This window comes from Streptomyces sp. NEAU-YJ-81, from assembly GCF_017592595.1.
Classification (GTDB): domain Bacteria; phylum Actinomycetota; class Actinomycetes; order Streptomycetales; family Streptomycetaceae; genus Streptomyces; species Streptomyces hygroscopicus_B.
Window position 1 is genome coordinate 164,959 of the sequence record NZ_JAGFNO010000018.1, and the last position, 25,445, is coordinate 190,403.

Sequence of the window (25,445 nt, forward strand, 5' to 3'; positions counted from 1 at the left end):
CATGACGCCGCTTCCGGAGCCCCCGCCTCCTCGGCCGAACACCGCGTTCCGCCGACTGCGCGGACAGCTCTCGCCCTCAGAGTTCGCGGCGTCCGTGCGCCGCGCTGCCCTCGAGATCGGCGAGCAGGTCTCCTGCGACGCCCGCTATATCGGCCGTGTCGAGTCGGGGGCGATCCGCTGCCCCAACTACGCCTACGAGCGGGTCTTCCGCCATATGTTCCCCGGCCGCACCCTTACGGATCTCGGCTTCGCCTCCCGTGAGTCGGTGCGCGGCCACCAGGCCCGCGGCCCCGCGGGCCCTCCCGTACCCGTGACCGTCCCCGCATCGGTCCACGTATCCGTCCCCGGCCCGCGCCCCGGGCCTTCCGAGCCCCAGGGCAAGGGGACCGTCGACATCTTCGAGGAGAGCGAACTGCTACGGCGCTCGTTCATGGCCGGTGGGGCGGCGGCCGCCGCCGTGGCCGCCGCGCCCCGGGCCGGGACGCCGCCCCGGCGGACAGGGCGGCGGGTAGGAGAGGCCGAGGCCGCCGCCGTGGAGGAGGCCGTACGGCGGATCCGGGTGCTGGACGACCAGCACGGCGCCGATCCCCTCTATGCGCACACCGCCAAGCCGCTGAGCGCCGCCTACGCGCTGCTCGACGCGGGCGGCTACAGCCGCTCGATCGCCGAGCGGCTCTTCGCGGGCGCCGGTGAACTGGCCATCTCGGTGGGCTGGCTGGCCCATGACTCCGGGCGGCTGTCCGACGCGCGGTCCCACTACGCCGAGGCCCTGGCCACCGCGCGGGTCTCCGGCGACGCCGCCCTGGAGACGCACGCGTTCTGCAACACCGCTTTCCTCGCCCGCGACGCCGGGCGCCCCCGCGAGGCCGTACGGGCGGCGCAGGCGGCCCAGCGGGTCGCCGAGCGGCTCGCCTCGCCACGGCTGCTGTCGCTGCTCGCGCTGCGCGAGGCCGGGGGGCTCGCCTGGCTGCCCGACCGGGGCGGCTGTGAGCGGGCACTGCTGCGCGCCCGGACACAGTTCGGGCGCGGGCCCTGCGACGCCGACCCCGAGTGGATGAGCTTCTTCGGGGAGGCCGAACTGGAGGGGCTGGAGGCGCAGTGCTGGTCGGCGCTCGGCGACTGGAAGCGCGCCGCGGAGCACGCCCGGCGCGCGGTCGCCCTCCAGAACCCGCACTTCACGCGCAATATCGCGCTGTTCACCACGGAGTTGGCGAGCGATCTGGTGGCCGGGGGCGCGCCGGACGCGGCCGCCGCCGCGGCCGGCCGGGCCCTGGGCCTGCTGGACCAGGTGAAGTCGTCGCGGATCCGCCGGATGCTCGACGACACGGCCCGGATACTGCGTCCTTACGGTCGCGATGAGGCGGTCGCGGACTTCCTCGACCGCCATGAGGCGGCCGTCACCCGTCCCGAGGCGACCGTCACCCGCCCTGAAGCGACCGTCACCCGCCCTGAGGCGGCCGGCCGCGCCTGTCCGGTCTGACGCCGGTTCGGCTCTCAGTCGAGATGGCCGGTGTCGTTCCAGCGCTCGATGGCGGGTTCGCCGTAGGCCCAGCCGAGCACCGACAGGGACGTCGGATCGAGCCGGATACGGGCGGCGAAGGAGGCGTCATGACCGAGCCAACGGGCGCCCAGCGTCCGCAGGATGTGGCCGTGTGCGAAGACCAGCACATCGCGGTCGGCCGAGCGCGCCCACTCCACGACCTCGTCGGCCCGCGCCGCGATCGAGGCGATCGACTCGCCCTCGGGCACCCCGTCGCGCCAGATGAGCCAGTCGGGCCGGGTGGCCTTGATCTCGGCGGGGGTCATTCCCTCGTACGCGCCGTAGTCCCACTCCAGGAGCGCGTCCCACTCCCGCGCCCGGTCGCCGAAGCCCGCCAGCTCACAGGTCTTCTTCGCCCGCGACAGCGGGCTGGTGCGCACCTCGACGTCCGGAAGGCCCGCCCAGGGGCCGTGGTGCAGCCGCTCGCCGAGCAGCTTGGCACCGCGCCGCCCCTCGTCCAGCAGCGGGATGTCCGTACGGCCGGTGTGCTTCCCGGAGAGCGACCACCGCGTCTGTCCGTGCCGGGCCAGGAGGATGCGTGGGGGCATGGGTACTGCCTTCTTTCACCGGTTTCGCACCGCTGCGGCGCCGTGCGCCATTACACGCCGCTGCCTGCGGTTTCATGCACTCTTCGGGACCGGCACATGGCCGATCGCCATCCCTCCATCATCGCGCATGTGATCGGCAGGCAACCTCCGGGTCACTCCTGGCGTCTTCCAGTCTGCGCGCGGGTCCGCCAGGGGGATTCCGACAGTGGGCGCCGCTCGCGGACGGGGGCGGTGCGTTGGTCGCTTCGCCTACACCGTACGGTTGACCGCGCGCCTTCTTGTGGCCGCCCGAACTTTGGAGAGCGTCCGAATGCCCCATACGGTGCCCCGTGCCGGAGCAGCACAGGGCAGTCGGCCCCGTTGGTGGACCGAACTGCCGCTCATAGCGGTGGTGTACGCCGCCTACTCGGCCGGTCGGCTGCTGGCCCGCGGCGATGTGTCCAGCGCCGTCGATCATGGCCTGGCGATCCTCCATTTCGAACAGCGTCTGAACATCGACTTCGAGTCGCCGCTGAACGATCTGTTCACGGCCCACGCGGTGATAGGCATACCGGCGGACTTCGCCTACGCCTCGCTGCACTACGTCCTGACCCCCGCGATCCTGATGTGGATGTGGAAGCGCCGTAAGGCGTCGGACTACCGCTTTCTGCGCACCTGGCTGCTGGTCTCCACGATCATCGGGCTCATCGGCTTCACGCTGCTGCCGACCTGCCCGCCGCGGCTTCTGGAGGGGAGCCACGGCTTCGTCGACACCATGGCGCAGTACAGGTCGTACGGCTGGTGGGGCGGGGACGCCAGCGCACCGCGTGGACTGGGCGGGCTGACCAACCAGTACGCGGCGATGCCCAGCCTCCACGTGGGATGGGCGCTGTGGTGCGGGGTCGCCCTGTGGCGGCACGGACGCTCGACGTGGACCAAGATCGGCGCGGTCGGCTATCCGCTGGCGATCACGCTCGTGGTGATGGGCACCGCAAACCATTACTTCCTGGACGCTGCCGCCGGCGCCGCCGCCATGGGGCTCGGGGCGCTGCTGACGGTCCCCGCGCTGCGGCTCACGGAGTCGCTGCGCACCCGCCTGCGTCCGGCCCGCGAGACCGTCACCGCCTCCCGAAACGCGGGTGTGCCCGCGAATGTCGGTGACAAGTGCGAGACTTCGGCGCGTGAACGGGAACGGATCCCCCGACAGCAGGGCAGGGGCGCGGACAGGCAACGCACCGACGGTGCCGCGGATGACGGCGGCCGGGGAGCCGGTGCCGGTACCAGCGGCCGGGGAGCCGGTGCCAGTGCCGGAGGCGGCCGGGAAGCCACTGCGGGCGGCCCGGCCCCCGCGGCAGGTGACGAGGCTGCGGCAGCGGCTCGCTGAGCTGCGCGGCCCGGCCACCGTTCCGCATCCGATGGACGCCCGCGCGCTGGCGGCGCTGGCCGCCAACCCGGGCTGCCGCCGCCGCGCGCTGCTGGACGGGGCCGGGGTCGACAAGGGCGCGCTGGCGACGGCGCTGGGGGCTCCCGCGAACTTCGGCCAGTCGCAGTTCGCGCATCAGCGCGGCAACTCCTTCGAGGCCCGGGTCAAGGCGGACGGCGGCGCGGATCTGGTGCGGCTGCTGCATGAGCGGCTGCGTGACGGCTCGGAGGCGCCTGGTCCCGGCGCCGTCGCGACCCCCGATCTGACCGCGCCCGGGCCGCAGGGCCGCACGGCCCGTACGGCGCTCGCGCTGCGCGAGGCCACGGAGGCGGGGCGCTGGGCGCTGCTGGACCATCCGATGGTGAGCCTGGACGTCGCGGGCTCGCCCGCCTTCCTGGAGCCGGACGCGGTCGTGGTCCACCCCGACGGGTCGTGGACGGTCGTCGAGATCAAGTCCTTCCCCATGGTGGACGGCGCCGCCGACCCGGCCAAGGTGGGCGCGGCCGCCCGCCAGTCGGCGGTCTACACCCTGGCGCTGGAGCGGGTGGCGTCGATGATCGGCCGACCGCCGGAGGACGGGGGCGACACGGCGGACGCGGTGCACGTGGAGACGGCGAGCGCGGCGAAGACGGCTGAGGCGGCCGGGGCAGCTGAAACGGCAGGTCCGGTGGCCCCGGCGGAGGCGGCAGCCTCGGCGGACCCGGCCGGAACGGCGGCGCGGGAGGGCCCGGTGACCCCGCCGGAGGCCGCTTTGCGGGCCCGGGTGCGGCATCACGTGCTGCTCGTCTGCCCCAAGGACTTCTCCAACCTGCCGACCGCCGAAATGGTCGACGTGCGCAAGCAGCTCGCGGTCACCCGGCGGCAGCTGGACCGGCTGACCCGGATCGAGGAGATCGCCGCCGCCCTCCCCGAGGGCACCACCTTCGACCTCCGGCTCACCGACGACGGCCGGACCCCGACCCGGCCGGTCGAGGAGCTGACGGCCGCCGTCGAGGCGGTGGACGCGGCGTACGCCCCGGAGTGCCTGTCCACGTGCGAGCTGGCCGCCCACTGCCGGACGCGGTCCCGCGCGGCGGGCCGGGTCGAGGCGCTGGGCCGTGGCGTCCGGGGCGAGCTGGGCGGGCTCACCACCATGGACGCCGTCCTTACGGCCGCCATGGAACACCCCGCCGACGACGCCCCCACCGGCGACCCCACCGTGGACGCCCTGCGCCGCGCGGCGGCCCTGCGCGCCGAGGCGCTCGCATCCCGCCCCGAGGCGGTGGCATGTCGCTGATCACCACCCTGGCCCGGATGGAAGCGGTCCGGGAGGGGCGGGCCCAGCCCCTGACCACCGTGCGCCACCGCCATCTGTCGGAGCGTCCGCTGGCGTTCGTCCCGCTCACCACCGCCGGTGAGGCGGGGGCGCCGCTCGGGGCTCTGGTGGGCAGCGACCGGGACGCGCCGCGGCTGCTGATCGTGGCCCAACCGCGCGACCGCGACCTGCGGTTCGCGTTCCTCGCCGCGCTCGCGGAGGAGATCCAGCCGTATCTGGACTCGTACGCGGACCAGGTCGAGCTGGAGGAGCGCAAGGAGACCGATCCGGAGACCGGTAAGAAGGTGCCGGTCCAGGTCGAGCTGTGCGAGGACGCGCCGCAGCTCCTGGTGCCGAGTGCCGCGGGCGTGGCGTTCGTCCGGCTGCTGGGCCGGTCGATGCGGTTCCGGCGGACCGCCGAGCAGGACCCGGAGACGCCCTTCCCGGCGCCTGCGCGGGTGCCGCTGCTCGGCCGCTGGCTGACCCACTACGGGGAGCGGTCGCGGGTGCCCGGCTCGTCTTTGCTGCTGTCGCTCACCGAGCTGCTGAGCCGTCACTGGGCGACCGGGCAGAGCAACCTGGAGGATCAGCACCTGGGCTCGCTGCTGGCCTGGATCGACCCCCCGGAGGGCGTGCCAGGGGCGGAGGCGGCGCTGCGGGCGGAGTCGGAGCGGGACGAGGACGGCCAGTTGCGCTGCCCGCCCGCCGGACCGGCCACCGACCCCGCCTTCGACAACAAGCTGCTGGCACCGGCGATGTCCCGCTACGACGCGGCGCGTACCGAGACGTCCCAGGGCATCGCCGGGGGCGAGGCGCGGCTGCGGCTCGCCGAGGCGGAGCTGCGCGGGCTGATCGAGTCTCAGCTACGGCCCACCTGGGACGCGCTGTGGCGCGGGGTGGATCTGCTGCGTGCCCTCCCGGAGGGCGCGCGGGTGGCGGACCGCTGGAAGCGGGACCGCTGGTCCTACACCGGCCACCGGGACCGGGTCCGGGCCGGGGAGCCGCCGCAGCCCAAGCGGGACGACGCGGTGACGGCGGCGCAGAAGCTCGCCGCGCGCGAGACCGCGCAGGCCCAGCTGGACGCCCATGAGGCGCTGGACGATCCGCTGGTCATGGCGGGGCGGCGGCTGGCCGGTGAGGCGTTCGCGGGCGAGGTGATCGATGTGGAGATGGCCTGGTCGGACGCGAAGGTGCCACGCCCGCGCCCGCTGGTCACGGTCCGCACCGAGGACCGTCCGCATCTGGCCGAGCGGGTCAAGCTGCACCGGGTCATGGCCGACGGCAAGGCGCAGAGCGGGGAGTTCGCCGGTTTCGCGGACACCGACGAGGCTGATGGAGCCGACGAGGCCGGCGGAGTCGACGGGGCGGGCGCCGCGGAGGACCCGGCCCGCGCGCTGGTGGTGCGGCTGACCGGCGGGATGGGCCGGGGCAAGCAGCCGGAGCCGGGTTCGGTGCCCGAGAAGGGCGACCGGGTGTGCTGGACGCTGTTCGAGCACGCCCCGCGCGGCGGCCCGGAGCTGCCCGACGCGGAGAGCACTCCGTGGACCCATGGCGGCCCGCCGGACGCCGCCGCGCCGGCCCAGGGCCCCGAGCCCGACCCGATGACCGAGGAGGACTATCTGTGATCGGCGCGGACCCGGCCGCCGCCGCGGCCCACCCGGGCCGTGCCCGAGCGGGCGAGCCGTTCGACCCGTCGGCCGCGGCGGCGCGCGCGACCGAGGCGATCCTGCGGGACACGCTGCACGGAGCGGACCGCGGCGTCGTCGTGGACTCCCCGCCCGGTGCGGGCAAGTCGACACTCGTGGTGCGGGCGGCGCGGGAGCTGGCCGCCGCCGGGCGGCCGCTGATGGTGGTCGCGCAGACCAACGCCCAGGTGGACGACCTGGTGGACCGGCTGGCCACGGCGGACCCCGACCTGCCGGTGGGGCGGCTGCACAGCAGCGATCCGCATCCGTACGACCCGGTGCTCGACGGTCATGCGTCGGTCCGCGCCTCCGCGAAGATCGCCGACCTCGCCGGGCTCGACATCGTCGTCTCCACGGCCGCCAAGTGGGCGCACATCAAGAACGTCGAGCCATGGCGGCACGCGATCGTGGACGAGGCGTACCAGATGCGCTCCGACGCGCTGCTGGCGGTCGCCGGGCTGTTCGAGCGGGCGCTGTTCGTGGGCGACCCGGGGCAGCTGGACCCGTTCAGCGTGGTGGGCGCCGACCAGTGGGCCGGGCTTTCGTACGACCCGTCGGCGAGCGCGGTCACCACCCTGCTCGCGCACAATCCGCGGCTTCCGCAGCACCGGCTGCCGGTGTCCTGGCGGCTGCCGGCCTCGGCCGCGCCGCTGGTCTCGGACGCGTTCTATCCGTACACGCCCTTCCGCAGCGGCACCGGCCACGGCGAGCGGCGGCTGAGCTTCGGGGTGGCCTCCGACGGCTCGGGGCCGGACCGGGTGCTGGACGAGGCCGCCGCGTCCGGCTGGGGCCTGCTGGAGCTGCCCGCCCGGCGCACCCCGCGCACCGACCCGGAGGCGGTGGCGGCCGTGGCCCAGGTGGTGCGGCGGCTGCTGGACCGGGGCGCGGTGGCGGTCAGCGAGCGGTCCGACGAACCGCTGCCGGTCGCGGCGGACCGGATCGCGGTGGGCACGGCCCACCGGGACCAGGCGGCGGCGGTCCGGGCGGCGCTGACGGGGCTCGGGGTCTCCGGCGTCACCGTCGACACCGCCAATCGACTCCAAGGGCGTGAGTTCGAGGTCACGGTCGTTCTGCACCCGCTGTCGGGGCGGCCGGACGCCACGGCCTTCCATCTGGAGACGGGCCGGCTGTGCGTGCTGGCGTCGCGGCACCGGCAGGCGTGTGTGGTGGTGTGCCGGGCGGGGGTGGCCGAGCTGCTGGACGAACATCCGTCCACGGAGCCGGTGCAACTGGGCGTCACGGTGAAGTTCCCGGACGGCTGGGAGGCCAACCACGCCGTGCTGGCGCATCTGGCCGAGCACCGCGTGACATGGCGGCCGTAAGGGCGCGTTGGCGGCGGCCATGGCTGGCGTGAGGGCGTGTGGGCGGCGGCGGCCGTAAGGCTGTGTCGGTGGCAGCCGTAAGGCCGTAACGGCGTGTCGGCGGCGGTCGTAGCGGCGTGTCGGCGGCGGCCGTAAGGGCGATGCGCCACCGGCGGCCGTACGGTGCGTCACCAGGGGCGACGGTCCGGCCATGGTTCAGGGGGCGGCGGGGTGGGGAGAGACCCCAGGTCTGCGGCGTACGGCAGGGGCGCCCTTGCCCTACGCGCGACAATGGAGACAACAGGACCACCGCGAACCGTAGGTGCCTCACGACCCAGGAGGAGAGATCACATGCCCGAGCCGGATGCGGCTCAAGGCCGGCACGGCTCCGCGCCCCGGCGGCTGAAACCAGCGCCCCTGCTCTTCGAACCGGCCGCCGCCGCCTCGGACGAGGCGCACTTCTTCGACCTGGAGTCGATCGAGGACCCGCGTGAGCTGCTGTCCCGCTCGACGGAGCTGGTGCTGGCGTTCCGCGCGGCGACGGACCGGGCCATGGAGTTCCAGGCGATGGCGGCCGCCCAGCTCGCCGACCCGAGGCGGTTCGATCGGCTGACCCCCGCCGTGATCGCCGAGCGTGCCGAGTGGACCGAGGACTACGCCAAGAAGATGGTCGAGTTCGGCCGTGAGCTGATGCGGAGCGGCGAGTTGCCGGACTGACGGCGGGCGTGAGCCTGGGGCATATGCGGGCGGAAGATACCCGATGCCGACACCCGATGTCCCGGTTTCGCCGCATCTCTCTACACCGTCATCGCCGACGGTAAAGGTGGAAACATGACCAGAACGCCGCAGGACGCACTGCACACCGCCGCCTATGTCACCCCGGCGGGCGCGGACTGGCTCGCCTCGGCCAGCGCCTCGCCGCGCGGTGTGCAGGCCCTGTGGGCCGGAGCCCCGACCGCCGCGGTGACGCTGCCGTGCGGTACGGCGTTCGACGTCATCAGCATGGACGCGCTCTTCGGCCGCCGGGTGGTGGGCCGGTTATGGACCGACGGCCCCGGCACCGGGCCGGTCGCGGCCCGGGGCGGCCGCGTCATGCTCTTCGCCACCCCGGGCACCGCCCAGCGGCTGCCGGCGCTGCTCGGCTGGGAGGAGTGGGGCGCGACCGCTCCCCCACTGCTCTGCTACGGGCGGGGCGACGCGGTGACCGTGCCGCCACTGTTCCCGCCGGACCCCGATCCGCCGGAGGCGGCGCCCCTGGAGCGCGACGCCCGGGAGACCTGGACCCATGAGTCCGGCGCCCGGGAGTGCACCCCGGTGCCGTCGCCGCGCTGGCTGGTCGCGCCCGATGTCCGCAAGCCCTGGCTGCCCGGTCCCGAGGTGCTGCTGTGGGCCTGTGTGAGGGCGGCCCGCGCCGCCGGTTGTGATCTTGTCGGCACGGCTGTGACCAGCGCACCCGCCGTCTTTCCGGGCTGAAAGTTATCGATTTTCGCTCCCCGGCGTCCGGGTGCTAAGGTCTCCTACGTCAGCAGGCGCCGCTAGCTCAGTTGGTTAGAGCAGCTGACTCTTAATCAGCGGGTCCGGGGTTCGAGTCCCTGGCGGCGCACAGACAGCGAAAGGCCCCTCACTTCGGTGAGGGGCCTTTCGCGTGGTCTCTCACGGAGAGCGGCCCTCCACGTACGACGGCCCTCACGTCGCCGGGCCCGTGAGCCGGGTGACCGCCAGGACCGCCTTGTCCGGGCCGGGCATCGCCAGCGCCTCCCGCCGCAGAGCGTGCGCCGCCGCCGCGTACGAGGGCTGCTCCAGCAGTGTGAACAGGTCCAGGGCCAGCCGCCCGCCCGCCGCCCGCGCCCCGTGCCGCGTGCCGTCGAGGGCGTCGGCGGGGAGATAGATCCCGGCGCCCGCCCGGGCCAGCCGCGCCCCGTTCAGCTGCTGCTCGAGGCGGGGCGCGACGACCAGCTGTGGCACCCCGGCCGTGGCGGCGGCCAGCACCGCCGCGCCCCCGCCCTGGTGGAGCAGGGCCCGGCAGCCCGGCAGCACCCGGTGCAGCGGCCCGGCGGGTGGCCGCCCCTCGGCGGCGCTGCCGACCCGGACGACCTCCACGCCCCGCGCCTCGGCGGCCGACAGTGCGGCCCTTACGGCGTCCGGCGGGCCACTGGCGTCGTCCCACGCCGCGCACACCCGCACCGGCCCGGAGCGCCTCGGGCCGCCCGGCCCGCGCCGCCCGTTCGGCGCCGCGACCTGACGCGCGGGGTGCGGCCCGGCGCGGCGGGCCTCGTAAGGCGACAGCGCCTCATGCGGCGACGACCCGTCCTGCGGAACGAGGCGCACTGGCAGCCGCCGCGCCCGCGAGGGCAGCGCGAGGCTCGGCGGGCAGGGGTCGAGCCACAGGTCGGGCTCGCGCGCCGGGTCGGCGCCGTAACGCCGCATCAGCCGGGCGTAGCCGGGCAGCGGCGGGCCTTCGAGCCGCTGCCGGTCCAGCCGCAGCACGGCCGCACTCCCCCATAGCTGGCCGATCGCGGGCACCCCCAGCGCCCCCGCGGCCACCGTGCCCGCGTACGCGCCGGCGTCATGGACCACCAGCTCCGGCTGCCAGCAGCGGGCGAAGGCCACCAGGCCCTGGGCCATCGCCTCGGCGATCCGCACCTGCCGATCGCCCAACGCGCGCAGCACGCCGTGCTGCTCCGCAGTGAGCGCGGCGGGCCGCACCGGCCAGTCCGTCGGCCAGATGCCGCGCGGGCGCCGCGTCGCGTCCGGCGCCCTGACCACCGCCACGGGCAGAGCACCGATCTGCACCGGCACCAGGCCGGTCCGGGCGACGGCCGCCGCGCACTCGGACGGCACCGCGACCCGCACCTGGTGCCCGGCTCCGAGCAGGGCGCGCGCCAGCGGCACCATGGGAACGAGATGGGCGCCCGAAGCCCAGGTCGTGAAGAGGACGCGCACGGTTCACCTCCCGCAGAGGTCGAGCCGGCCGGGCCGCCCCGTCCGGCCGATGGACATGACACCGAGCCGACCCATCGCTCCCCTCGCCGGGCTCAGCGGCACCCCGCGAACGTCAGCGCTTCGCCGGTGATCGTGCCGTTGGCCGCCGAGCACAGGAAGAGGAGGGCGCGGGCGATGTCCTCGGGGGTGGCGGGCGGCCGGTCGGGCGAGGCGGGCGGCCGGCCAGGCGGAGTCGGCGGCCGGTCGGGCGGGGTCGGCCCGGGGCACACGGCGTTGATCAGCACTCCATCGCCGCCCACTTCGCCCGCCAGACCGCGGACCAGACCGTGCAGCCCGGCCCGCGCCACCGCGTGGAACTCCCCGTCGACCGCGCCGTCCGGTGCCTGCGTCGAGGCCACCAGCGCGATCCGGCCCCAACCGCGCTTGCGCATCCCGGCGACGGCCCACTGGACGGTGCGCATAGCGGGCACGAAGCCGTCGGCGACGAGGGGCCGCCAGTGCTCCTCCGGCACGTCTTCGAACCGGGTGTGCGGATCGCGTCGCGTGCCCCGCCGCCGGGCGGCCGCCACCAGCACGTCGAGCCCGCCCCAGTGCTCCTCCACGGCGGCCACGACCCAGCGCGGCGACGCGGCGTCGTCCAGGGCGTACGGCACGGCGAAGGCCCTGCCACCGTCCGGTCCGGACAGCTCGGCGGCCAGCGCCTCGGCGGCCTCGCGGTGGTGCCGGAAGGCGAGCGCCACCCGGGCGCCCTGCTCCGCGAAGGCGCGTGCGGCGGCCCGGCCGATGGCCCCGGTGGCCCCGGTGACCAGGACCGTGCGCCCCTCCAGGCCGAGGTCCAACATGGGCGCTCCTCGCGGTCGTTCCCACTGAGAAGGCCATGGTCGCCGCCGTGACTCGAGTCCGCCTCGACCCGTGCCCGAGGCTGCCCAGGGGACCGCTCGGCGGCTATCCGGCGTTTCGCTGGAAGGCGGAGCGGTAGCTGTGCGGGCTGGTGCCGACGACGCGCTTGAAGCGGTCCCGGAAGGAGGTGGGCGAGCCGAAGCCGACCTGAGTGGCGATGCGCTCGACCGGGTGGGTGGTGGCCTCCAGCAGATACTGCGCCTGCCGGATCCGGGCGCGGTGCAGCCACTGCAGCGGGGTGGTTCCGGTGTGCTCCCGGAAACGGCGGTTGAGGGTGCGGGTGCTCATGCCGATGTGGGCGGCGATCTCGTTGAGGGTGAGGTCCCGTCCGGCGTTGTCCTCCATCCACCGCAGCAGCGGTTCGAACAGCGATCCGCGCGGTACGGGCGGCTGGTCGTGAACGATGAACTGGGCCTGCCCGCCCTCCCGTTCCAGGGGCATCACGGACAGCCGCGCGGCGTCGGCGGCCACGGCGGAGCCATGGTCGCGCCGGATCATGTGCAGACACAGATCGAGCCCGGCCGCGGCGCCCGCCGAGGTGAGGAACTGGCCGTTGTCCACATAGAGCACATCCGGGTCGACCTGGATCTTCGGATGGAGCTCGGAAAGCAGCGCACCGGCGAGCCAGTGGGTGGTGGCGCGGTGTCCGTCGAGCAGCCCGGTGGCGGCGAGGACGAAGGCCCCGGAGCAGATCGAGGCGATACGGGTGCCCCGGTCGGCGGCGTCCCGCAACGCGTCGATCACCTCGTCGGGGACCGGGAGCAGGACGTCGCTGCGGCCGGGCACGACGATCGTGTCGGCCTCGGCGAGCGCCTCGAGCCCGTACGGGGCCTGGAGGGCGAACACCCCGGCGTCGACGCTGGGGGCGGGGCCGCAGACCCGGACCCGGTAGGGCTCCCGGCCATCGGGCAGCCGGGTGCGGGTGAAGACCTCGATCGGGGTGGCCAGATCAAAGGGGATGACCTGGTCCAGCGCCAGGATCACGACAGTGTGCATGGCCTCAATCTAGGCGGTGCGGCATATGGGTTCGAAGCAGGGTGGCGATAAGCCGGTGCAGTGGTGCTTTCCAGCCATGGCGCTCCGGGGTGTCATGTCCGGCCGCACACTCCGGCGTCGGCGATGCGGATCGACGGGTTGCCGTAGGCCATGCGCTGCAGGATCTTGCGATAGAGCGGCGTACGACGCAGCGCCCGTGCGAGACGGGGGCGCACTCGGGTGGTGAACGCGCCCTGCGAGAGGATCGCCCGGCTCTGCAGGGTCTGCATCCGCATCACCGCCGCGATATCGGGCCCCCGCCGCCGCTCGAACTCCGCCAGCCGCTCGGCGCTGGTGTCGCCCTCGGCCAGGGCGCGGGCCAGCAGGGGGTGCAGCACCACCGCGTCCTGCACCGCGAGGTTGATGCCCTGGGCGCCGATCGGGCTGTGGGTGTGGGCGGCGTCGCCGATCAGCACCAGACCATCGGCGACCCAGCGCTCGGCGCGTGCGGAGAAGACCTCGAGAACGCCGAGGTCGGCGGGGGTGCGGATCTGATCGCGGATCAGCGTGGCGTACCCCGGCACGGCACGCACCAGCCGCTCCTTGACATGGTCGAGGCCGAGGGCGGCGATCTGGCCGTAGCGCCGGTGCGGCAGGGTCCAGCCGATCTGGATCCGGTTCGACCAGGAGCCGTAGACCAGCACCGGGCCGCCGCCGGTGCGGAACACCCGCACATCGCGGAGCGGCGGCTCTTCCCGGGGCGCGATGAGCGTGCACCACAGCACATCCTGGGCGAACGCGTCGGCGCGGCCCGCTCCGATGCCCGCCAGCCGCCGGATCCGCGAGAACCGGCCGTCCGCGCCGACGACGACCCGGGCTCGCACGGCACAGCGGCCCGGTGGTCCCTCGGCGATGACCCCGGCGATCCGCTCCTCCCGCCACAGCAGGGCCCCGGCCCGCCGTCCGGGCAGATAGCGGAAGCCGGGCGAGCGGCGGCAGCGGGCGAGGAGCTCATCCAGCAGATGGGGGCGCGGAACGCTCAACAGGTGGTCGTACGGGGCCGCGAGCAGCCGGTAGTCGGCCTCCAGCAGCACTCGCTCGCCCTCGATGACCAGGAATCGGTCGTGCTCATGGGCACCGCGGGCGCGGGCGCCGGCGAGCACATCGAGCGCGTCCAACAGCGCCATCGCGCCGGGTTGGAGGATTTCGCCGCGGAACACGCGCTGATGCGCGCGGGCGCACTCCACCACGGTCACCCTGGCCCCCGACCGCAGCATCAGCAGCGCCAGCACCAGACCGGCCGGGCCGCCGCCGACCACGCACACATCGGTGTCGATCTCGCGCGTCATCGCGCCTCCTGCTGGTCGAACTCCAGGGCATGGGCATCGGGCGCCTGTGGCATCCCCTGGACGCACTACGGCTCCGCTTGCCCGCGCGGGGGGATCGGGCAGCGGAGCCGTAGCGAGCCCGGCTGAAGGGCGGCGCCGGGCGTTCTTGGGGGGATGGTTCGCCGGACGGGGACGGCTGGTGGGGGACTTACGGGGCTCCGGACGAGGGCGGGGTCGGGGCTGTGGGGGCTATTGGCTGTGGGGGCTATTGGCTGTGGGCTGTGGACTGTGGGCTATGCGGCGAACAGGTCGAGCACCGGGCGGCGCCAGTGGCCGTCCAGATCCAGATCGAGCGCCGGGTCGGAGGCGAGCACCGCCTGCTGGAGCTTCTGCAGTCGCGGCGACGGCTCCAGCCCGAGGTCCTCGACCAGTCTGGCGCGCAGCCCCTGGTAGACCTCCAGCGCTTGCCAGGGGCGGCCCGCGCGGTAGAGAGCGGCCATGCACTGGGCGTGCAGCCCCTCGTGCAGCGGATGACGGGCGGTCAGCTCGGTGAGCTCCGTGAGCACCTCGGCATGGCGGCCCAGCCGCAGATCGGCCTCGATACGGCGCTCCAGGACGCCGAGCCGGCTCTCCTCCAGACGGGCCAGCTCGATCTCCAGGACCGGCCCGACCTTCACATCCACCAGCGCGGGGCCGCGCCAGACGGCCAGCGCCTCGCGCAGCAGCAGGGACGCCTGGACATCGTCCCCGGCGTCCAGCGCCTCCCGCCCCGCGGCCACCAGCCGGTCGTACTCATGGATGTCCACCGCGCCCGGCTGGGCCTCCAGCACATATCCGCCGTAGCGCGTGGCCAGGACGTCCTTGGAAGCCTGCGGGGCCTGGGGGCCGTAGGCCGTGGCCAGCCTGCGGCGCAACTGCAGGATGTAGGTCTGCAAAGTGGTGAGCGCGCTGCGCGGCATCTGCGTGCCCCAGATTTCCTCCATAAGAGTGGGCACCGGCAGCATCTGGTTGGCGTAGACGGAAAGCAGTGCAAGGATCTGGCGCGGCTTGCCCGCGCTGGGCACGATCGACTGACCGCACGCCTCGACGCTCAGCGGCCCCAACACCTTGATGTCCATGGTCGTGTACCTCCGTCAACGGTCCGTCAAGTGCCTCCTGGCCGCGCGGCCTGCCACCGAGGCATTTAAGAGCCTCGCTTGTGGGCCACCTGTGCGGCCAGTGCCGGAGTAACGAGCTCGATATGAGTTCCAGAGCGCCGCACCATGACAAATTCACACCCTGGCGATGAGAGAGTCCGCGATGACCGATACGCCCGTCCCACATGAGTCCACGAGCCCCGCCGCCCTGGCTCATTCCGCCGAGAACACCGAGGTCACCGGGGTCACCGAGGTCGTCGAGATCGCCGAGCGCGCCAGGATCACCCGGCGCGCCGGGGCCATCGGGACCGCCGCCGAGGCCCTTCAGCCGCCCGCCGAGGACGACGACCTGGTCATCGAGGACCTCTCCGACACCGCCTGGCCCATCGGCGCGCCCGCCATCTGCATCTGCACCGTCGGCGCCGAATGACCGGCCGATGACCGGCGAACTGGGCTTCACACCACATCTGCGGGTCGAGCCGGTGCCGGGTGAGGCCGTGTATCTCGTCTCCGAGCACGGGGTCACGGCGCTGCACGGGCAGGCGATCGCCGCGCTCGCGCCGCTGCTCGACGGGTCGCGGGACCTCGCCCACATCCTCACCGAAGCCGCCGCGCCCGCCCGCGCCGCGGGCCCGCCCGGGGCGGTCACGCCCGGCGCGGTCACGGCCGGGCAGGCCGAGCGCGTGATCGCCCGCCTGCGCGCGGCCGGTCTTGTCTCCGAGCGGGACCACGCCTGGACCCCCGAGGAGGCGTACTGGGAGCTGGCCGGGCTGAACACCGCGGGCGGCTCCGCCCCGGCCCCCGCGCCCCAGCCCACCCGCCCCGCCGTGACCTCGCTGGTCCTCGGCTCGGCCGACCCGGGCGAGGTGGTCCGGGCGCTGCGCGCCGCGGGGCTGAGGATCGCGGACCTGAGGACCGTGGACGGGAAGGCGGCGGACGGCGATCCGCCGGCTTCCGGGGCGACTAGCCCTCGGCGAGAGATATGTCAAATCGCCCCCCGTCAACATGACGACGCAGAACTCACCCTTGTGGTGTGCGATGACTACCTCGATCCGCGGCTCGCCGCCGTGGACGCCGCGCACCGCGCCGCCGGCCGTCGCTGGCTGCCCGTCAAACCGGTGGGCACCCAGGCGTGGCTGGGTCCGTTCCTCGGCGCCCCCGACGACCCGTGCTGGGTCTGTCTGGCCGACCGGCTGTGGCGCGGACGGCAGGCCGAGGCGTATCTCCAGCACCGGCTCGGCCGCCCCGGACCGGTGCCGCGCCCGCCCGCCTCACTGCCCGCGAGCCGCGCCGCCGCGCTCCAGCTCGCCGCGCTGGAGGCCGCCAAGTGGCTGGCCGGGCACCGGCATCCGGGCCAGCGGGAGCTGCGCACCCTGGACACCCTCACCGCCACCGTGGACCGCCATCCGCTCTCCCGCCGCCCGCAGTGCGCCGGCTGCGGCGATCCGGCGCTGGTCGCGGCCCGGATACGGGCGCCCCTGGCGCTGCCGTCGCCACGGGAGCCGCTGGCCGAAACCGGCACCGACACCTCCCCGCGCCGGATCATGGAGCGCTACGGACATCTGGTGGACCCCGTCACCGGGCTGGTCACCGAGATCCGGCGCGATCCGCGCGGCCCCGCCGTCCTCAACTGCTTCCACGCCCGCCACCCTTCGTACGCGGGAGCGGGCCCCCAGACCGGCCTGGACGCCGTAAGGGCCGGGCTGCGAGCTGCCGCCCACGGTAAGGGCCGCACCGCCGAGCAGGCGCGGGCGAGCGCGCTGTGCGAGGCCCTGGAGCACTACAGCGGCCATTTCCAGGGGGACGAGCCGCGGCAGCGCGCCCGCTACCGCGATCTGCACCCGGACGACGCGGTGCACCCGGACACCGTCCAGCTCTTCGACCCGCGGCAGTTCCGCGACCCTGTCCTCCCCGCGCGCCACCGGATCCGCGATCCGTTCGACGAGGACTCGGAGCTGGACTGGACCCCGGTGTGGTCGCTCACCGCCGAGCGCCACCGGCTGCTGCCCACCGCGCTGCTGTACTACGGCGCCCCGCAGCCCCCGGGCCACCGCTGCTGCCGGGCGGACTCCAACGGCGCGGCGGCGGGCGGCACGCTGGCCGACGCCGTCGTACGGGGCTTCCTGGAGCTGGTGGAGCGGGACGCGGTCGCCCTGTGGTGGTACAACCGCACCCGGCAGCCCGCCGTGGCCCTCGACGCCTTCGACGACCCGTGGCTGGCCGAAGTGCTCGCCGCCCACCGGGAGTTGCGGCGCGAGGTGTGGACCCTGGACCTCACGACGGACTTCGGCATCCCGGTGGTCGCCGCGCTCTCCCGGCGCCTCGACAAGCCCGCGGAGGACATCACCCTCGGCTTCGGCGCCCACTTCGACCGGCACACCGCGCTGTGCCACGCCTTCGCCGAGCTGAACCAGATGCTCCCGGCGGTGGTCGAGGCCCGCGCCGACGGCGGGGGCTACGGCGCCGCCGAGCCAGAGGCGCTGCGCTGGTTCCGCACCGCGACCGTGGCCGACCACCCGTATCTGACGCCCGACCCGGCCGCCGTACCGCCCTCGGGGATATCCGGCCCCCCGGAGGGCGGCGCACTCGCCGCCGTAAGGGAGTTGGCGCGGCAACGCGGGATGGAGTTGCTGGTGCTGGACCAGACCCGGCCGGATGTGGGCCTGCCGGTGGCCAAGGTGCTGGTGCCCGGAATGCGCCCGCACTGGGCCCGGTTCGCGCCCGGCCGGCTCTTCGACGTTCCGGTCGCGCTCGGACGGCTGCCGGGGCCCACGCGCTACGCGGACCTCAACCCGATTCCGTTTTTCCTGTGATCCCCCGTGATAACGAGTAACTCTGCGTACACCATGAGCCTTCCACGCGGCCTCACCACCCCCCGCAAAGATCGGATACTCTCGGGCAAGCCACCCAATCCGGCCCGACCATCCGGAGGACGAGTGCAGGGGAGCCTCTTGCCCGACGATGCCGGGAACCACCCACCGCGCCAGCACGACAATCTGGCGCCGCGCCTGGCCGTCGTCATCACGGTCCTCGTGCTGGTGGGCTACTTCGCCGTGGCCGTCACCTATGTGGTCGACGGCAATCGTTCGGGCAGGACGATCGACGCGGCGATGCTCGGGCTGGCGCTGCTGCCGATGACCATGCTGCTCTGCCTCCAGATGCTGCACTCCTTCCCCGGTCTCGCGCCCCGGCTCAGCGGCGCGCGCCGCTGGACGCTGACGCTCCAGGCGGTGCTGACCTTCGCCCCCTTCGCGGTCTTCAAGCACGCCTGGCTGGGCATGCCGGGCTTTCTGGCCGGCTCCTCGCTGCTGGTGCTGGCACCGGCGCTGGCGTGGCCGGCGTTCGCGGCCATCCTGCTGTGCACCGATGTGCTGCTGTTCCAGGTCGGCTTCGGCTGGGGCCAGGTCGCGTACACCTCGGTCTCCACCGCGCTGACCGGGCTGGTGGTCTTCGGGCTCTCGCGGCTGTCCGGGCTGGTCGCCGAGGTGTCCCGGTCCCGGGCGGAGCTGGCCCGGCTGGCGGTCGCCCAGGAGCGGCTGCGGTTCTCCCGGGATGTGCACGATCTGCTCGGGTACAGCCTGTCCACGATCACCCTCAAATGTGAGCTGGTGCACCGGCTGGTGCCCCGGCAGAACTCCCGTGCCCAGCAGGAGCTTTCCGAGATCCTGCAGACCTCCCGTCAGGCCCTCGCCGACGTACGGGCCGTGGCCAGCGGCTATCGCAAGATGTCGCTGTCGGCGGAGTCGGCGACGGCCCGCTCGATGCTGGCCGCGGCGGGTATCAGCGCCACGTCCGCGATCGACTGCGGACCGCTGCCGGAGCTGGTGGACACGGTGCTGGCGAGTGTGTTGCGCGAGGGGCTGACCAATGTGCTGCGGCACAGCAAGGCCGACCACTGCGCGATCGAGGCGCGGCGCAGCGGGCACCAGGTGTGGCTGACCCTCGTCAACGACGGGGTGGGCCGGCCGTCCACGATCCTGCGCACCGACAGCACGGACGGCGGCAGCGGAATCGGCAACCTCCGGGTCCGGGTGGAGAACCTCGGCGGGCGGCTGCGCGCGGGCGTACGGCCGGACGGCTGCTTCGAGTTACGGGCGGAGCTGGATGTGTCCATGGACGCGCCGCCGCGGAGCGGCCGGGAGCGCGGTTCGAAGGACTCGAAGGACTCGAAGGAGGAGTACGGCCCAGGGCCGGCCGTGACGGCGTGACGGGCGTGCGGGCCCGACGGGCGTGACGGCCTGACGCGGTCTACAGCCAGCCCGCCTCGCGGGCGATCCGGATGGCGTCGACCCGGTTGCGGGCGTCCAGCTTGGTCACGGCGGACGTCAGATAGTTGCGCACCGTGCCCACCGACAGAAAGAGCTTGGCCGCGATCTGCGCGGACTCCTCCCCCTTCGCGGCGAACCGCAGGACCTCCAGCTCACGCGGCGTCAGCGGCTGCGGACCGTCGTCCAGGGCGGCCAGCGCAAGCTGCGGATCGATCACCCGCTCGCCCTGGGCGACGGCGCGGATGGCGTCGCTCAGCTTCTCGGGGCTGCTGTCCTTCAGCAGAAAGCCGGAGACATGGGCGGCCAGCGCCCGGCGCAGATTTCCGGGGCGGCCGAGGCTGGTGAGCATCATGGTGCGGCATTCGGGAACGGCGGTGCTCAACTCGGCCGCGGCGGTGAGCCCGTCCATACCCGGCAGATCGATGTCGAGGACCGCGACATCCGGGCGGAGTTCACGGGCGCGCGGCAGGATATCGGCGCCGTTGGAGAAATCGGCCACCACCTCGATGTCCGGTTCGAATTCCAGCAGGGCGACCAATGCCTTGCGCAACATATGCATGTCTTCCGCGATCAGCACCCTGACCATCCCGCCCCCTGCTTTCCCCGCCCCGTCATCACCCCGCATGCCGATTATTCCCGCGCTCTCCCGGCCCTTCCATAGATTCGCGGGCAAATACGCCCGTCGAACGCATATCTCGTTGCGCGAGCGCGAGCGCGCGCCCCCTTGTCATGCCGCACCACCCCGGCAGGGCTCACCGACCTCCGGCCCGAACTCGGCGTGCAGGGCGCGCACTTCACCCCGTAGATAGCGCTCGCGCAGCAGGGCGCGCCGCACCTTGGCGGTTCCCGCCCCGCGCACGGTGCCGGGGCGCACCAGCAGCAGCGCGCCGGTCACGACGCCGAACTCCTCCGCGATCAGGGCGCGGATCCGCGCCGCCAGCCGGGGCAGCCCGGTGCGCGCCCCGCCCGCCGTACGGACGACCTCCTGGACGACCACCAGCGCCCCCGCGCCGGGCCCCGCGCAGAACACCCGGGCCGACCCCAGCGCCCTTGCACAGCGCAGCAGTTCGCGCTCCACGTCCTGTGGATGCAGGGTGTGGCCGTCCACCAGGAGGGCGTCACGGACCCGGCCGGTCATCCGGAGCCGGCCGTTCACCGTAAGGCCGAGGTCGCCGGTGCGCAGAAAGCCGCCCGGACCCTCGGCGACGCGGGCGGCGAACAGCAGCGCGGTGTCCGGAGGACCGCCCCAGTGGCCGGTGGCGACGGCGGGGCCGCGCACCCAGATCTCCCCGGGCGCCCCGTCCGGCAGCCGGCGCCCGGTCAGCGGGTCCACGACGGCGAAGTCCGCGCCCGGCACCGGTGCGCGCCCCGTGGCCAGCGCCACCGGGGATCCCTCGGCCGGGACGTATCCGGCCACCAGGGTGCCCGGGCGCAGCCCCAGCGGCGCGCAGCGGTGGGGGAACGCGGCCATGGTCCCGGCCGAGACCGGCTCCCCGGCGTTCAGCGCGGTCCGCCAGCGGGAGAGGTCGAGCCCGGCCGGTGGCTCGTCGCCGAGGAGGGCGGCGCAGCGGGCGTGGAGGATGTCGGGCGCGACGGTTTCGGTGATGCCGTGGCGGCTGATGGCCCGCAGCCAGCCGAGCGGATCGGTGCGGAACGGCTCCGCCGGAAGTGTCACGGCGGTGGCGCCCAGCCACAGCGGCTGCAGCACCTGCCCGATCAGCCCGGGGGTGTGGCAACGGGGCAGCCAGCCGCCGATCCGGGAGTGGCGGTCGGTGCCGAGCGTCCGCCGCAGCCCGGCCATGGCCGCCGTAAGGCTGCCATGGGTGAGCAGGGCGCCGCGTGGGGCGGTGGCGGGCCCGGAGTCGTAGGCGAGCAGCGCGAGGCTGTCGGCGGTGGTGCGGACGGGTTGCCGGGGCGCGTCGGCGTGCGCGTCGGGGCGGAGTCCGTCGACGGCGAGGCAGGTCAGACCGGCGCGGCCGACCCGGGAGAGCCTGCGGGAGGTCTCGGTGGCGTGGGCGGTCTCGGTGAGGACGAGGTCTACAGCGGCGTCACGGACGATCGAGGCGGTGCGCTCGGCATCGGTCCGGGAAGCGGACGGCGCGGGGACGGGCACCGCGACGGCGCCCGCGTACAGACAGCCGAGCAGCGCCACCGCGGCGTGCGGACCGGGGTCCATGGCGAGCAGCACCCGGCGGCCGGCGGCGTCCCGGGCGCACAGCCAGGCGGCCACGGCGTCGGCGCGGGCGTCGAGCGCGGCGTAGGACACGCGGTGTTCGGTGCCGTCGTCGGCGGGGTGGGCGAGCGCCGTACCGTCGGCGTGCCGGAGGGCCCGTTCCTTCAGGGCCTCGGCCAGATTCGCGTGTCGCGGCATTCTCAACTCCCGGGCGCCCGACGTCGGAAAGGGGCCCACAGTCTCGAAGCGGCACCTCGAAGCCGACTTGATCACCGGTTATGAGCGCGCCCCGGCCGTCGGCGCGGCTCCGTCAGCGGCCCGACCTGGTCATCTTCGGGGCGTCGTCAGCGGCGCGACCGGACATCGGCGCGGCCGGACATCGGCGCGGCACCGTCATCACCGCGCCCGGCGGTTGACCCGGACGGTCCAGCCCCCGTCGGCGGCGCGGCCGGCCACCGTGATCCGTACGGAGTCCTCCTTGACCGACAGGCTGTCGCCGACGCCGAGCGGGGCGTCGGCGAGTCCGGGGTAGACCGACTCGTTCCAGCAGGCGGAGGTGGCGGGGTGGCCGTCCAGCACCTGGACGGGGCCGTCGCCCGACGCCTTGTCGTTGTGGACGCGGTAGACCAGCACGCCCTCGGTGCAGGTGCCCGCGTCGTTGCCACGGCCGCCCCGCGCCTCGATGGCCAGCGCGGTGGTGGGCCCGGTGCGGACCACGACCAGTCGGGTGCGGGTGTCGGCGCCGGGCCTGCCTCGTCCCATGGGGGCGGCGAGGGGCTGGAGGGTGTATCGGCGCGGACCGATGGCGCGGTCGCAGGCCACCTGGCGCGCGCCGAGCCAGCCCAGCTTCCACTTGTGCCAGCCGAACGGATCCGGTGCCATGCCGAACTGGCTTCCCATCAAATCCCAGTCGCCGACGTAGGTGTCCCATTCGGCGCTGGCGTCGGTGTCCTTCGGCCGGTGGTAGAGGTCGGGCAGGTCGAAGACATGGCCGGTCTCATGGGCCAGGACATTGCGGTCCGGCGGATGGTGTTCGAAAACAGTGACCAGACGGCGCAGATCAACACCATCGGCGCGCAGTGGCTTTTCGAAGTTGACCACTTTCGTCGCGTCGGCGTCCACACCGGGAGCATCGGGGTCGGCGACCAGATAGACGAGGTCATAGCGGCCGAAGTCGAGGTGCGGATCGGCGGACGCGATGGCGTCGCGCAGATACGCGGAGCGGCGCTTGGCGTTCCAGTCGCGCTGTATGGCGTACGCGGTGGAGCGCTGGGGCATGGTGAGCCAGCGCCGCAGTGGATGCACCCGCAGCGCGAACTTCCCGTAGGACGCCCGCTTGAAGAAGTCGGGGGTCGCGGGAATATGGTCGGCGGCCAACCGGGCCGGGGTTACTCTGGGCTTGGCGTCCGGGAACGACAGGAAGACCATCGCCGCGTCCAATCGGCGCACCGGGCGCGGATAGCGGGAGTTCCAGGTGTCCAGGCCCTCCGAGTGGTGGGCGTCGGTACGTTCCAGGTCACAGGGTCCGCCGGGGCCGGCCGCGACAGCGGGGCCCGCCACCACGGTGGTCGCGATGAGCGCGCTCAACGAGGTCAGCAGGGCCCCGGTCCGACGCAACCGAGGCTGTCGGTGCACCCCCTCGGGTACCTGAGGACGCACCATGTCGACCTCCCGGGCGTAGTCCGAACACCCACTCCACCCTGAGCTGAATTGGCGGGGTACGCCCTGTTGGGATGGGCTGGTCGAGTGAAGAGGCCGCGATCCGGGTACGTAACAGACGGTCACAATCGGTCAGAGCGGCTGTTGGCCCGCGCAGAGTCGAACAGATACGACCAAACACATTGTCAAGACGGCGGTGAGCGCGATGACGTCGATGGAACGCCCGGAGTACGAGCCCCTATGATCGGCACATGTCCAGCGGGGAATCCCCCTTCAGGCAGGAAATTACGGTCTGCCCGGCACCCGGTGTGAGACAACAAGATGCGTACGAACAACCTGGACACAACGAACGCCACGCGGGAGCGAGCGGTGAGCGGAATCCCTGACGGGCAGGGCCGCGCCCTGGGCGCGACGCTGCCGACGATCACAGAGCGTGATGCTGCCCCCAGCGTCCTCCCGGTTGCGGAGGACGCCGGCGCACCTCGCCCGGCCATCGGCGCGCCGTCGGCCTCGGGCGCGCCCCCAGCCCTGGGCGCGCCCCCGACACCGGGGGCGCCCTCGGCGCCAGGCGCGCCCCCGGGCGCCGGCCCAACCCCGGGCCCCGCGCCCGGCGACTACCGCGCCGCCTTCAATGTGGCGCGCCTCGCCATGGCCGTCGTCGACCGCGAGGGCAGAGTGCGCGACGCCAACCCCGCGCTCGGCGCCCTGCTCGGCACCGATCCGGCCGTGCTGACCACCCGCAGCGCGGCGGATCTGGCCAATCTGCGCGAGGATCCGCGCGCCTGGAAGGAGTACCGGGACGTCCTGGGCGGCCGTCTCGCGCGGCTGCGCCGCACCCGGCGTCTGCTGCGCGCCGACGGCCATGCCCTGTGGGCCGAGATCACCATCGAGCCCGCGCCGGACAGCCGCAGTCTGCTGCTGTCGATGGCCGACATCAGCGATCAGCGGGATCTCCAGGGACGGCTGCGCCATCTGCAGATGCACGATCCGGTGACCCGGCTGCCCAACCGCAGCCTGTTCTTCGAGCGGATGACCTCGGCGCTGGAGGCGGCCACCTACGACCACGGGGGCACCGGCCGGATCGGGCTCTGCTATCTCGACCTGGACGGTTTCAAGGCGGTCAACGACACCCTCGGCCACCGGGTCGGCGACCGGCTGCTCGGCGCGGTCGCCCAGCGGCTCACCGAATGCGCGGCGCCCGGCGGCCATCTGGTGGCGCGGCTCGGCGGGGACGAGTTCGCCCTGCTGGTCCGCAACTCCACCGGCACCGAGCAGCTGTGCGACCTCGCCCGGTCGCTGCTGGCCGCCCTGCAGGAACCGTTCGACGTGGGCGGGCAGCGGCTGTCGGTGTCGGCGAGTATCGGCGTGGTGGAGCGGCCCGCGGCCGGCACCCACACCACCTGGCTGATGCAGGCCGCGGACACCACGCTGTACTGGGCCAAGGAGGACGGCAAGGCGCGCTGGACCCTCTTCGACCCGGAGCGCAACGCCCATCGGATGACCCGGCAGGCGCTGTCCAGCACCCTGCGCCCGGCGGTCGAGCGGGACGAGTTCGTGCTCGACTACCAGCCGCTGGTGGGGCTGGGCGACGGGGTCGTCCGCGGGGTGGAGGCGCTGGTGCGCTGGGACCATCCGCAGTTCGGGCGGCTGTCGCCGAACCGGTTCATCCCGCTGGCCGAGGAGAACGGCGCGATCGTGCCGCTGGGGCGGTGGGTGCTGCGCACCGCCTGCCGCCAGGCCCGCGCCTGGCAGCTCGCCAATCCGACCCATCCACTGGTGGTCAGCGTCAATGTGGCGGTCCGCCAGGTGTGGGACTCCGACCTGGTCGCCGATGTCGGCACGATCCTGGCGGAGACCGGGCTGCCGCCGCATCTGCTGCAGTTGGAGCTGACCGAGTCGGCGGTGATGGGGTCGACGGGGCGTCCGCTGCAGGCGCTGCAGCGGCTGAGCGACATGGGGGTGCCCATCGCGATCGACGACTTCGGGACGGGCTACTCCAACCTCGCCTATCTCAGCCGGCTGCCGGTCTCCACGCTCAAGCTGGACGGTTCGTTCGTCCAGGGGTTCCGGGCGGAGGAGCATCCGAATCCGGCCGACGAGACCATCGTCGAGGCGCTGGTGCAGCTCGCGCACCGGCTGGGCCTCACCGTGACGGCCGAATGCGTGGAGAGCGCCGAGCAGGCGGAACGGCTGAGGCGGATCGGCTGCGACACGGGACAGGGGTGGTTCTACTCCCGTCCGGTGCCGCCGGACCGCATACAGACGATGATCACCTGCCCGGCGTCCGGCTAGG

Annotated in this window: 20 protein-coding genes and 1 tRNA gene; 12 read left to right on the forward strand and 9 right to left on the reverse strand. The window is 73.8% G+C overall.

The window, feature by feature from the left end:
- The first annotated feature begins 1 nt into the window (after position 1).
- Positions 2–1,480, forward strand: a complete 1,479-nt coding sequence (locus J5X86_RS31650) for a tetratricopeptide repeat protein (protein ID WP_208520120.1) — start codon at positions 2–4, stop codon at positions 1,478–1,480.
- Positions 1,481–1,494: 14 nt separating this feature from the next.
- On the opposite strand, the gene J5X86_RS31655 is transcribed toward J5X86_RS31650, so the two are convergent.
- Positions 1,495–2,088 carry a histidine phosphatase family protein gene (locus tag J5X86_RS31655; protein WP_208520121.1) on the reverse strand — a complete coding sequence of 198 codons (594 nt, stop codon included), beginning with the start codon at positions 2,086–2,088 and terminating at the stop codon, positions 1,495–1,497.
- 310 nt (positions 2,089–2,398) lie between these two features.
- Between J5X86_RS31655 and J5X86_RS31660 the strand changes: the two genes are divergently transcribed.
- From J5X86_RS31660 to J5X86_RS31690, 7 genes are all read left to right on the forward strand, one after another.
- Positions 2,399–3,451, forward strand: coding sequence for a phosphatase PAP2 family protein (locus J5X86_RS31660; RefSeq protein ID WP_208520122.1), 1,053 nt, complete (start codon positions 2,399–2,401; stop codon positions 3,449–3,451).
- On the forward strand, positions 3,366–4,766 hold the full coding sequence (locus tag J5X86_RS31665) for a hypothetical protein (RefSeq protein WP_374229311.1): 1,401 nt from the start codon (positions 3,366–3,368) through the stop codon (positions 4,764–4,766). The genes J5X86_RS31660 and J5X86_RS31665 overlap by 86 nt, the downstream gene beginning before the upstream one ends.
- Positions 4,757–6,409, forward strand: a complete 1,653-nt coding sequence (locus tag J5X86_RS31670) for a hypothetical protein (RefSeq protein WP_208520123.1) — start codon at positions 4,757–4,759, stop codon at positions 6,407–6,409. The genes J5X86_RS31665 and J5X86_RS31670 overlap by 10 nt, the downstream gene beginning before the upstream one ends.
- Positions 6,409–7,791, forward strand: coding sequence for an AAA family ATPase (locus J5X86_RS31675; RefSeq protein ID WP_237299894.1), 1,383 nt, complete (start codon positions 6,409–6,411; stop codon positions 7,789–7,791). The genes J5X86_RS31670 and J5X86_RS31675 overlap by 1 nt, the downstream gene beginning before the upstream one ends.
- Positions 7,792–8,121: 330 nt before the next feature.
- Entirely contained in the window at positions 8,122–8,487 is a 366-nt protein-coding gene (locus tag J5X86_RS31680) for a hypothetical protein (protein ID WP_208520124.1), read from the forward strand.
- Positions 8,488–8,601: 114 nt separating this feature from the next.
- Entirely contained in the window at positions 8,602–9,243 is a 642-nt protein-coding gene (locus J5X86_RS31685; protein ID WP_208520125.1) for a bifunctional DNA primase/polymerase, read from the forward strand.
- Positions 9,244–9,299: 56 nt separating this feature from the next.
- Positions 9,300–9,373 (forward strand) — tRNA-Lys (locus tag J5X86_RS31690).
- An 83-nt stretch (positions 9,374–9,456) separates the two neighbouring features.
- Here J5X86_RS31690 and J5X86_RS31695 read toward each other — a convergent pair.
- The 5 genes from J5X86_RS31695 to J5X86_RS31715 form a co-directional block, all read right to left on the reverse strand.
- Positions 9,457–10,713 carry a nucleotide disphospho-sugar-binding domain-containing protein gene (locus J5X86_RS31695; RefSeq protein ID WP_208520126.1) on the reverse strand — a complete coding sequence of 419 codons (1,257 nt, stop codon included), beginning with the start codon at positions 10,711–10,713 and terminating at the stop codon, positions 9,457–9,459.
- 92 nt (positions 10,714–10,805) lie between these two features.
- The gene (locus tag J5X86_RS31700) at positions 10,806–11,555 is read right to left on the reverse strand and encodes an SDR family NAD(P)-dependent oxidoreductase (RefSeq protein ID WP_208520127.1); all 750 of its coding nucleotides are present in this window, start codon (positions 11,553–11,555) and stop codon (positions 10,806–10,808) included.
- 103 nt (positions 11,556–11,658) lie between these two features.
- Positions 11,659–12,609 (reverse strand): GlxA family transcriptional regulator, encoded by a 951-nt coding sequence (locus tag J5X86_RS31705; RefSeq protein WP_208520128.1) that lies wholly within the window; start codon positions 12,607–12,609, stop codon positions 11,659–11,661.
- A gap of 92 nt (positions 12,610–12,701) precedes the next feature.
- Positions 12,702–13,937, reverse strand: coding sequence for an FAD-dependent monooxygenase (locus J5X86_RS31710; protein ID WP_208520129.1), 1,236 nt, complete (start codon positions 13,935–13,937; stop codon positions 12,702–12,704).
- A 272-nt stretch (positions 13,938–14,209) separates the two neighbouring features.
- Positions 14,210–15,034 carry an AfsR/SARP family transcriptional regulator gene (locus tag J5X86_RS31715; RefSeq protein WP_208520130.1) on the reverse strand — a complete coding sequence of 275 codons (825 nt, stop codon included), beginning with the start codon at positions 15,032–15,034 and terminating at the stop codon, positions 14,210–14,212.
- A 181-nt stretch (positions 15,035–15,215) separates the two neighbouring features.
- Between J5X86_RS31715 and J5X86_RS31720 the strand changes: the two genes are divergently transcribed.
- From J5X86_RS31720 to J5X86_RS31730, 3 genes are all read left to right on the forward strand, one after another.
- Positions 15,216–15,482, forward strand: a complete 267-nt coding sequence (locus tag J5X86_RS31720; RefSeq protein ID WP_208520131.1) for a hypothetical protein — start codon at positions 15,216–15,218, stop codon at positions 15,480–15,482.
- A gap of 7 nt (positions 15,483–15,489) precedes the next feature.
- Positions 15,490–17,865, forward strand: a complete 2,376-nt coding sequence (locus J5X86_RS31725; protein WP_208520132.1) for a TOMM precursor leader peptide-binding protein — start codon at positions 15,490–15,492, stop codon at positions 17,863–17,865.
- A gap of 138 nt (positions 17,866–18,003) precedes the next feature.
- Positions 18,004–19,260 carry a sensor histidine kinase gene (locus J5X86_RS31730; RefSeq protein ID WP_243981890.1) on the forward strand — a complete coding sequence of 419 codons (1,257 nt, stop codon included), beginning with the start codon at positions 18,004–18,006 and terminating at the stop codon, positions 19,258–19,260.
- Positions 19,261–19,300: 40 nt separating this feature from the next.
- Here the strand turns inward: J5X86_RS31730 and J5X86_RS31735 are convergent, their stop codons facing one another.
- The 3 genes from J5X86_RS31735 to J5X86_RS31745 all read right to left on the reverse strand — a co-directional run bounded on the left by J5X86_RS31735 (position 19,301) and on the right by J5X86_RS31745 (position 23,155).
- Complete coding sequence (locus tag J5X86_RS31735; protein WP_014060949.1) at positions 19,301–19,906, reverse strand: DNA-binding response regulator; 606 nt, start codon at positions 19,904–19,906, stop codon at positions 19,301–19,303.
- A 141-nt stretch (positions 19,907–20,047) separates the two neighbouring features.
- The gene (locus tag J5X86_RS31740) at positions 20,048–21,691 is read right to left on the reverse strand and encodes an AMP-binding protein (protein ID WP_208520134.1); all 1,644 of its coding nucleotides are present in this window, start codon (positions 21,689–21,691) and stop codon (positions 20,048–20,050) included.
- Between the two features lie 198 nt (positions 21,692–21,889).
- The gene (locus tag J5X86_RS31745) at positions 21,890–23,155 is read right to left on the reverse strand and encodes a M6 family metalloprotease domain-containing protein (RefSeq protein ID WP_208520135.1); all 1,266 of its coding nucleotides are present in this window, start codon (positions 23,153–23,155) and stop codon (positions 21,890–21,892) included.
- 318 nt (positions 23,156–23,473) lie between these two features.
- Here J5X86_RS31745 and J5X86_RS31750 point away from each other — a divergent pair, with 318 nt between their 5' ends.
- Positions 23,474–25,444 carry a bifunctional diguanylate cyclase/phosphodiesterase gene (locus J5X86_RS31750; protein ID WP_208520136.1) on the forward strand — a complete coding sequence of 657 codons (1,971 nt, stop codon included), beginning with the start codon at positions 23,474–23,476 and terminating at the stop codon, positions 25,442–25,444.
- Position 25,445: the final 1 nt, after the last annotated feature.

What these genes read in the sequence shown, in the direction of transcription:
- J5X86_RS31740 (WP_208520134.1), bottom strand. Translation starts at nt 21,691, where the DNA reads ATGCCGCGACACGCGAATCTGGCCGAGGCCCTGAAGGAACGGGCCCTC.
- J5X86_RS31685 (WP_208520125.1), top strand. Translation starts at nt 8,602, where the DNA reads ATGACCAGAACGCCGCAGGACGCACTGCACACCGCCGCCTATGTCACC.
- J5X86_RS31715 (WP_208520130.1), bottom strand. Translation starts at nt 15,034, where the DNA reads ATGGACATCAAGGTGTTGGGGCCGCTGAGCGTCGAGGCGTGCGGTCAG.
- J5X86_RS31725 (WP_208520132.1), top strand. Translation starts at nt 15,490, where the DNA reads ATGACCGGCGAACTGGGCTTCACACCACATCTGCGGGTCGAGCCGGTG.
- J5X86_RS31750 (WP_208520136.1), top strand. Translation starts at nt 23,474, where the DNA reads ATGCGTACGAACAACCTGGACACAACGAACGCCACGCGGGAGCGAGCG.
- J5X86_RS31735 (WP_014060949.1), bottom strand. Translation starts at nt 19,906, where the DNA reads ATGGTCAGGGTGCTGATCGCGGAAGACATGCATATGTTGCGCAAGGCA.
- J5X86_RS31680 (WP_208520124.1), top strand. Translation starts at nt 8,122, where the DNA reads ATGCCCGAGCCGGATGCGGCTCAAGGCCGGCACGGCTCCGCGCCCCGG.
- J5X86_RS31655 (WP_208520121.1), bottom strand. Translation starts at nt 2,088, where the DNA reads ATGCCCCCACGCATCCTCCTGGCCCGGCACGGACAGACGCGGTGGTCG.
- J5X86_RS31720 (WP_208520131.1), top strand. Translation starts at nt 15,216, where the DNA reads ATGACCGATACGCCCGTCCCACATGAGTCCACGAGCCCCGCCGCCCTG.
- J5X86_RS31660 (WP_208520122.1), top strand. Translation starts at nt 2,399, where the DNA reads ATGCCCCATACGGTGCCCCGTGCCGGAGCAGCACAGGGCAGTCGGCCC.
- J5X86_RS31650 (WP_208520120.1), top strand. Translation starts at nt 2, where the DNA reads ATGACGCCGCTTCCGGAGCCCCCGCCTCCTCGGCCGAACACCGCGTTC.
- J5X86_RS31705 (WP_208520128.1), bottom strand. Translation starts at nt 12,609, where the DNA reads ATGCACACTGTCGTGATCCTGGCGCTGGACCAGGTCATCCCCTTTGAT.
- J5X86_RS31670 (WP_208520123.1), top strand. Translation starts at nt 4,757, where the DNA reads ATGTCGCTGATCACCACCCTGGCCCGGATGGAAGCGGTCCGGGAGGGG.
- J5X86_RS31700 (WP_208520127.1), bottom strand. Translation starts at nt 11,555, where the DNA reads ATGTTGGACCTCGGCCTGGAGGGGCGCACGGTCCTGGTCACCGGGGCC.
- J5X86_RS31745 (WP_208520135.1), bottom strand. Translation starts at nt 23,155, where the DNA reads ATGGTGCGTCCTCAGGTACCCGAGGGGGTGCACCGACAGCCTCGGTTG.
- J5X86_RS31710 (WP_208520129.1), bottom strand. Translation starts at nt 13,937, where the DNA reads ATGACGCGCGAGATCGACACCGATGTGTGCGTGGTCGGCGGCGGCCCG.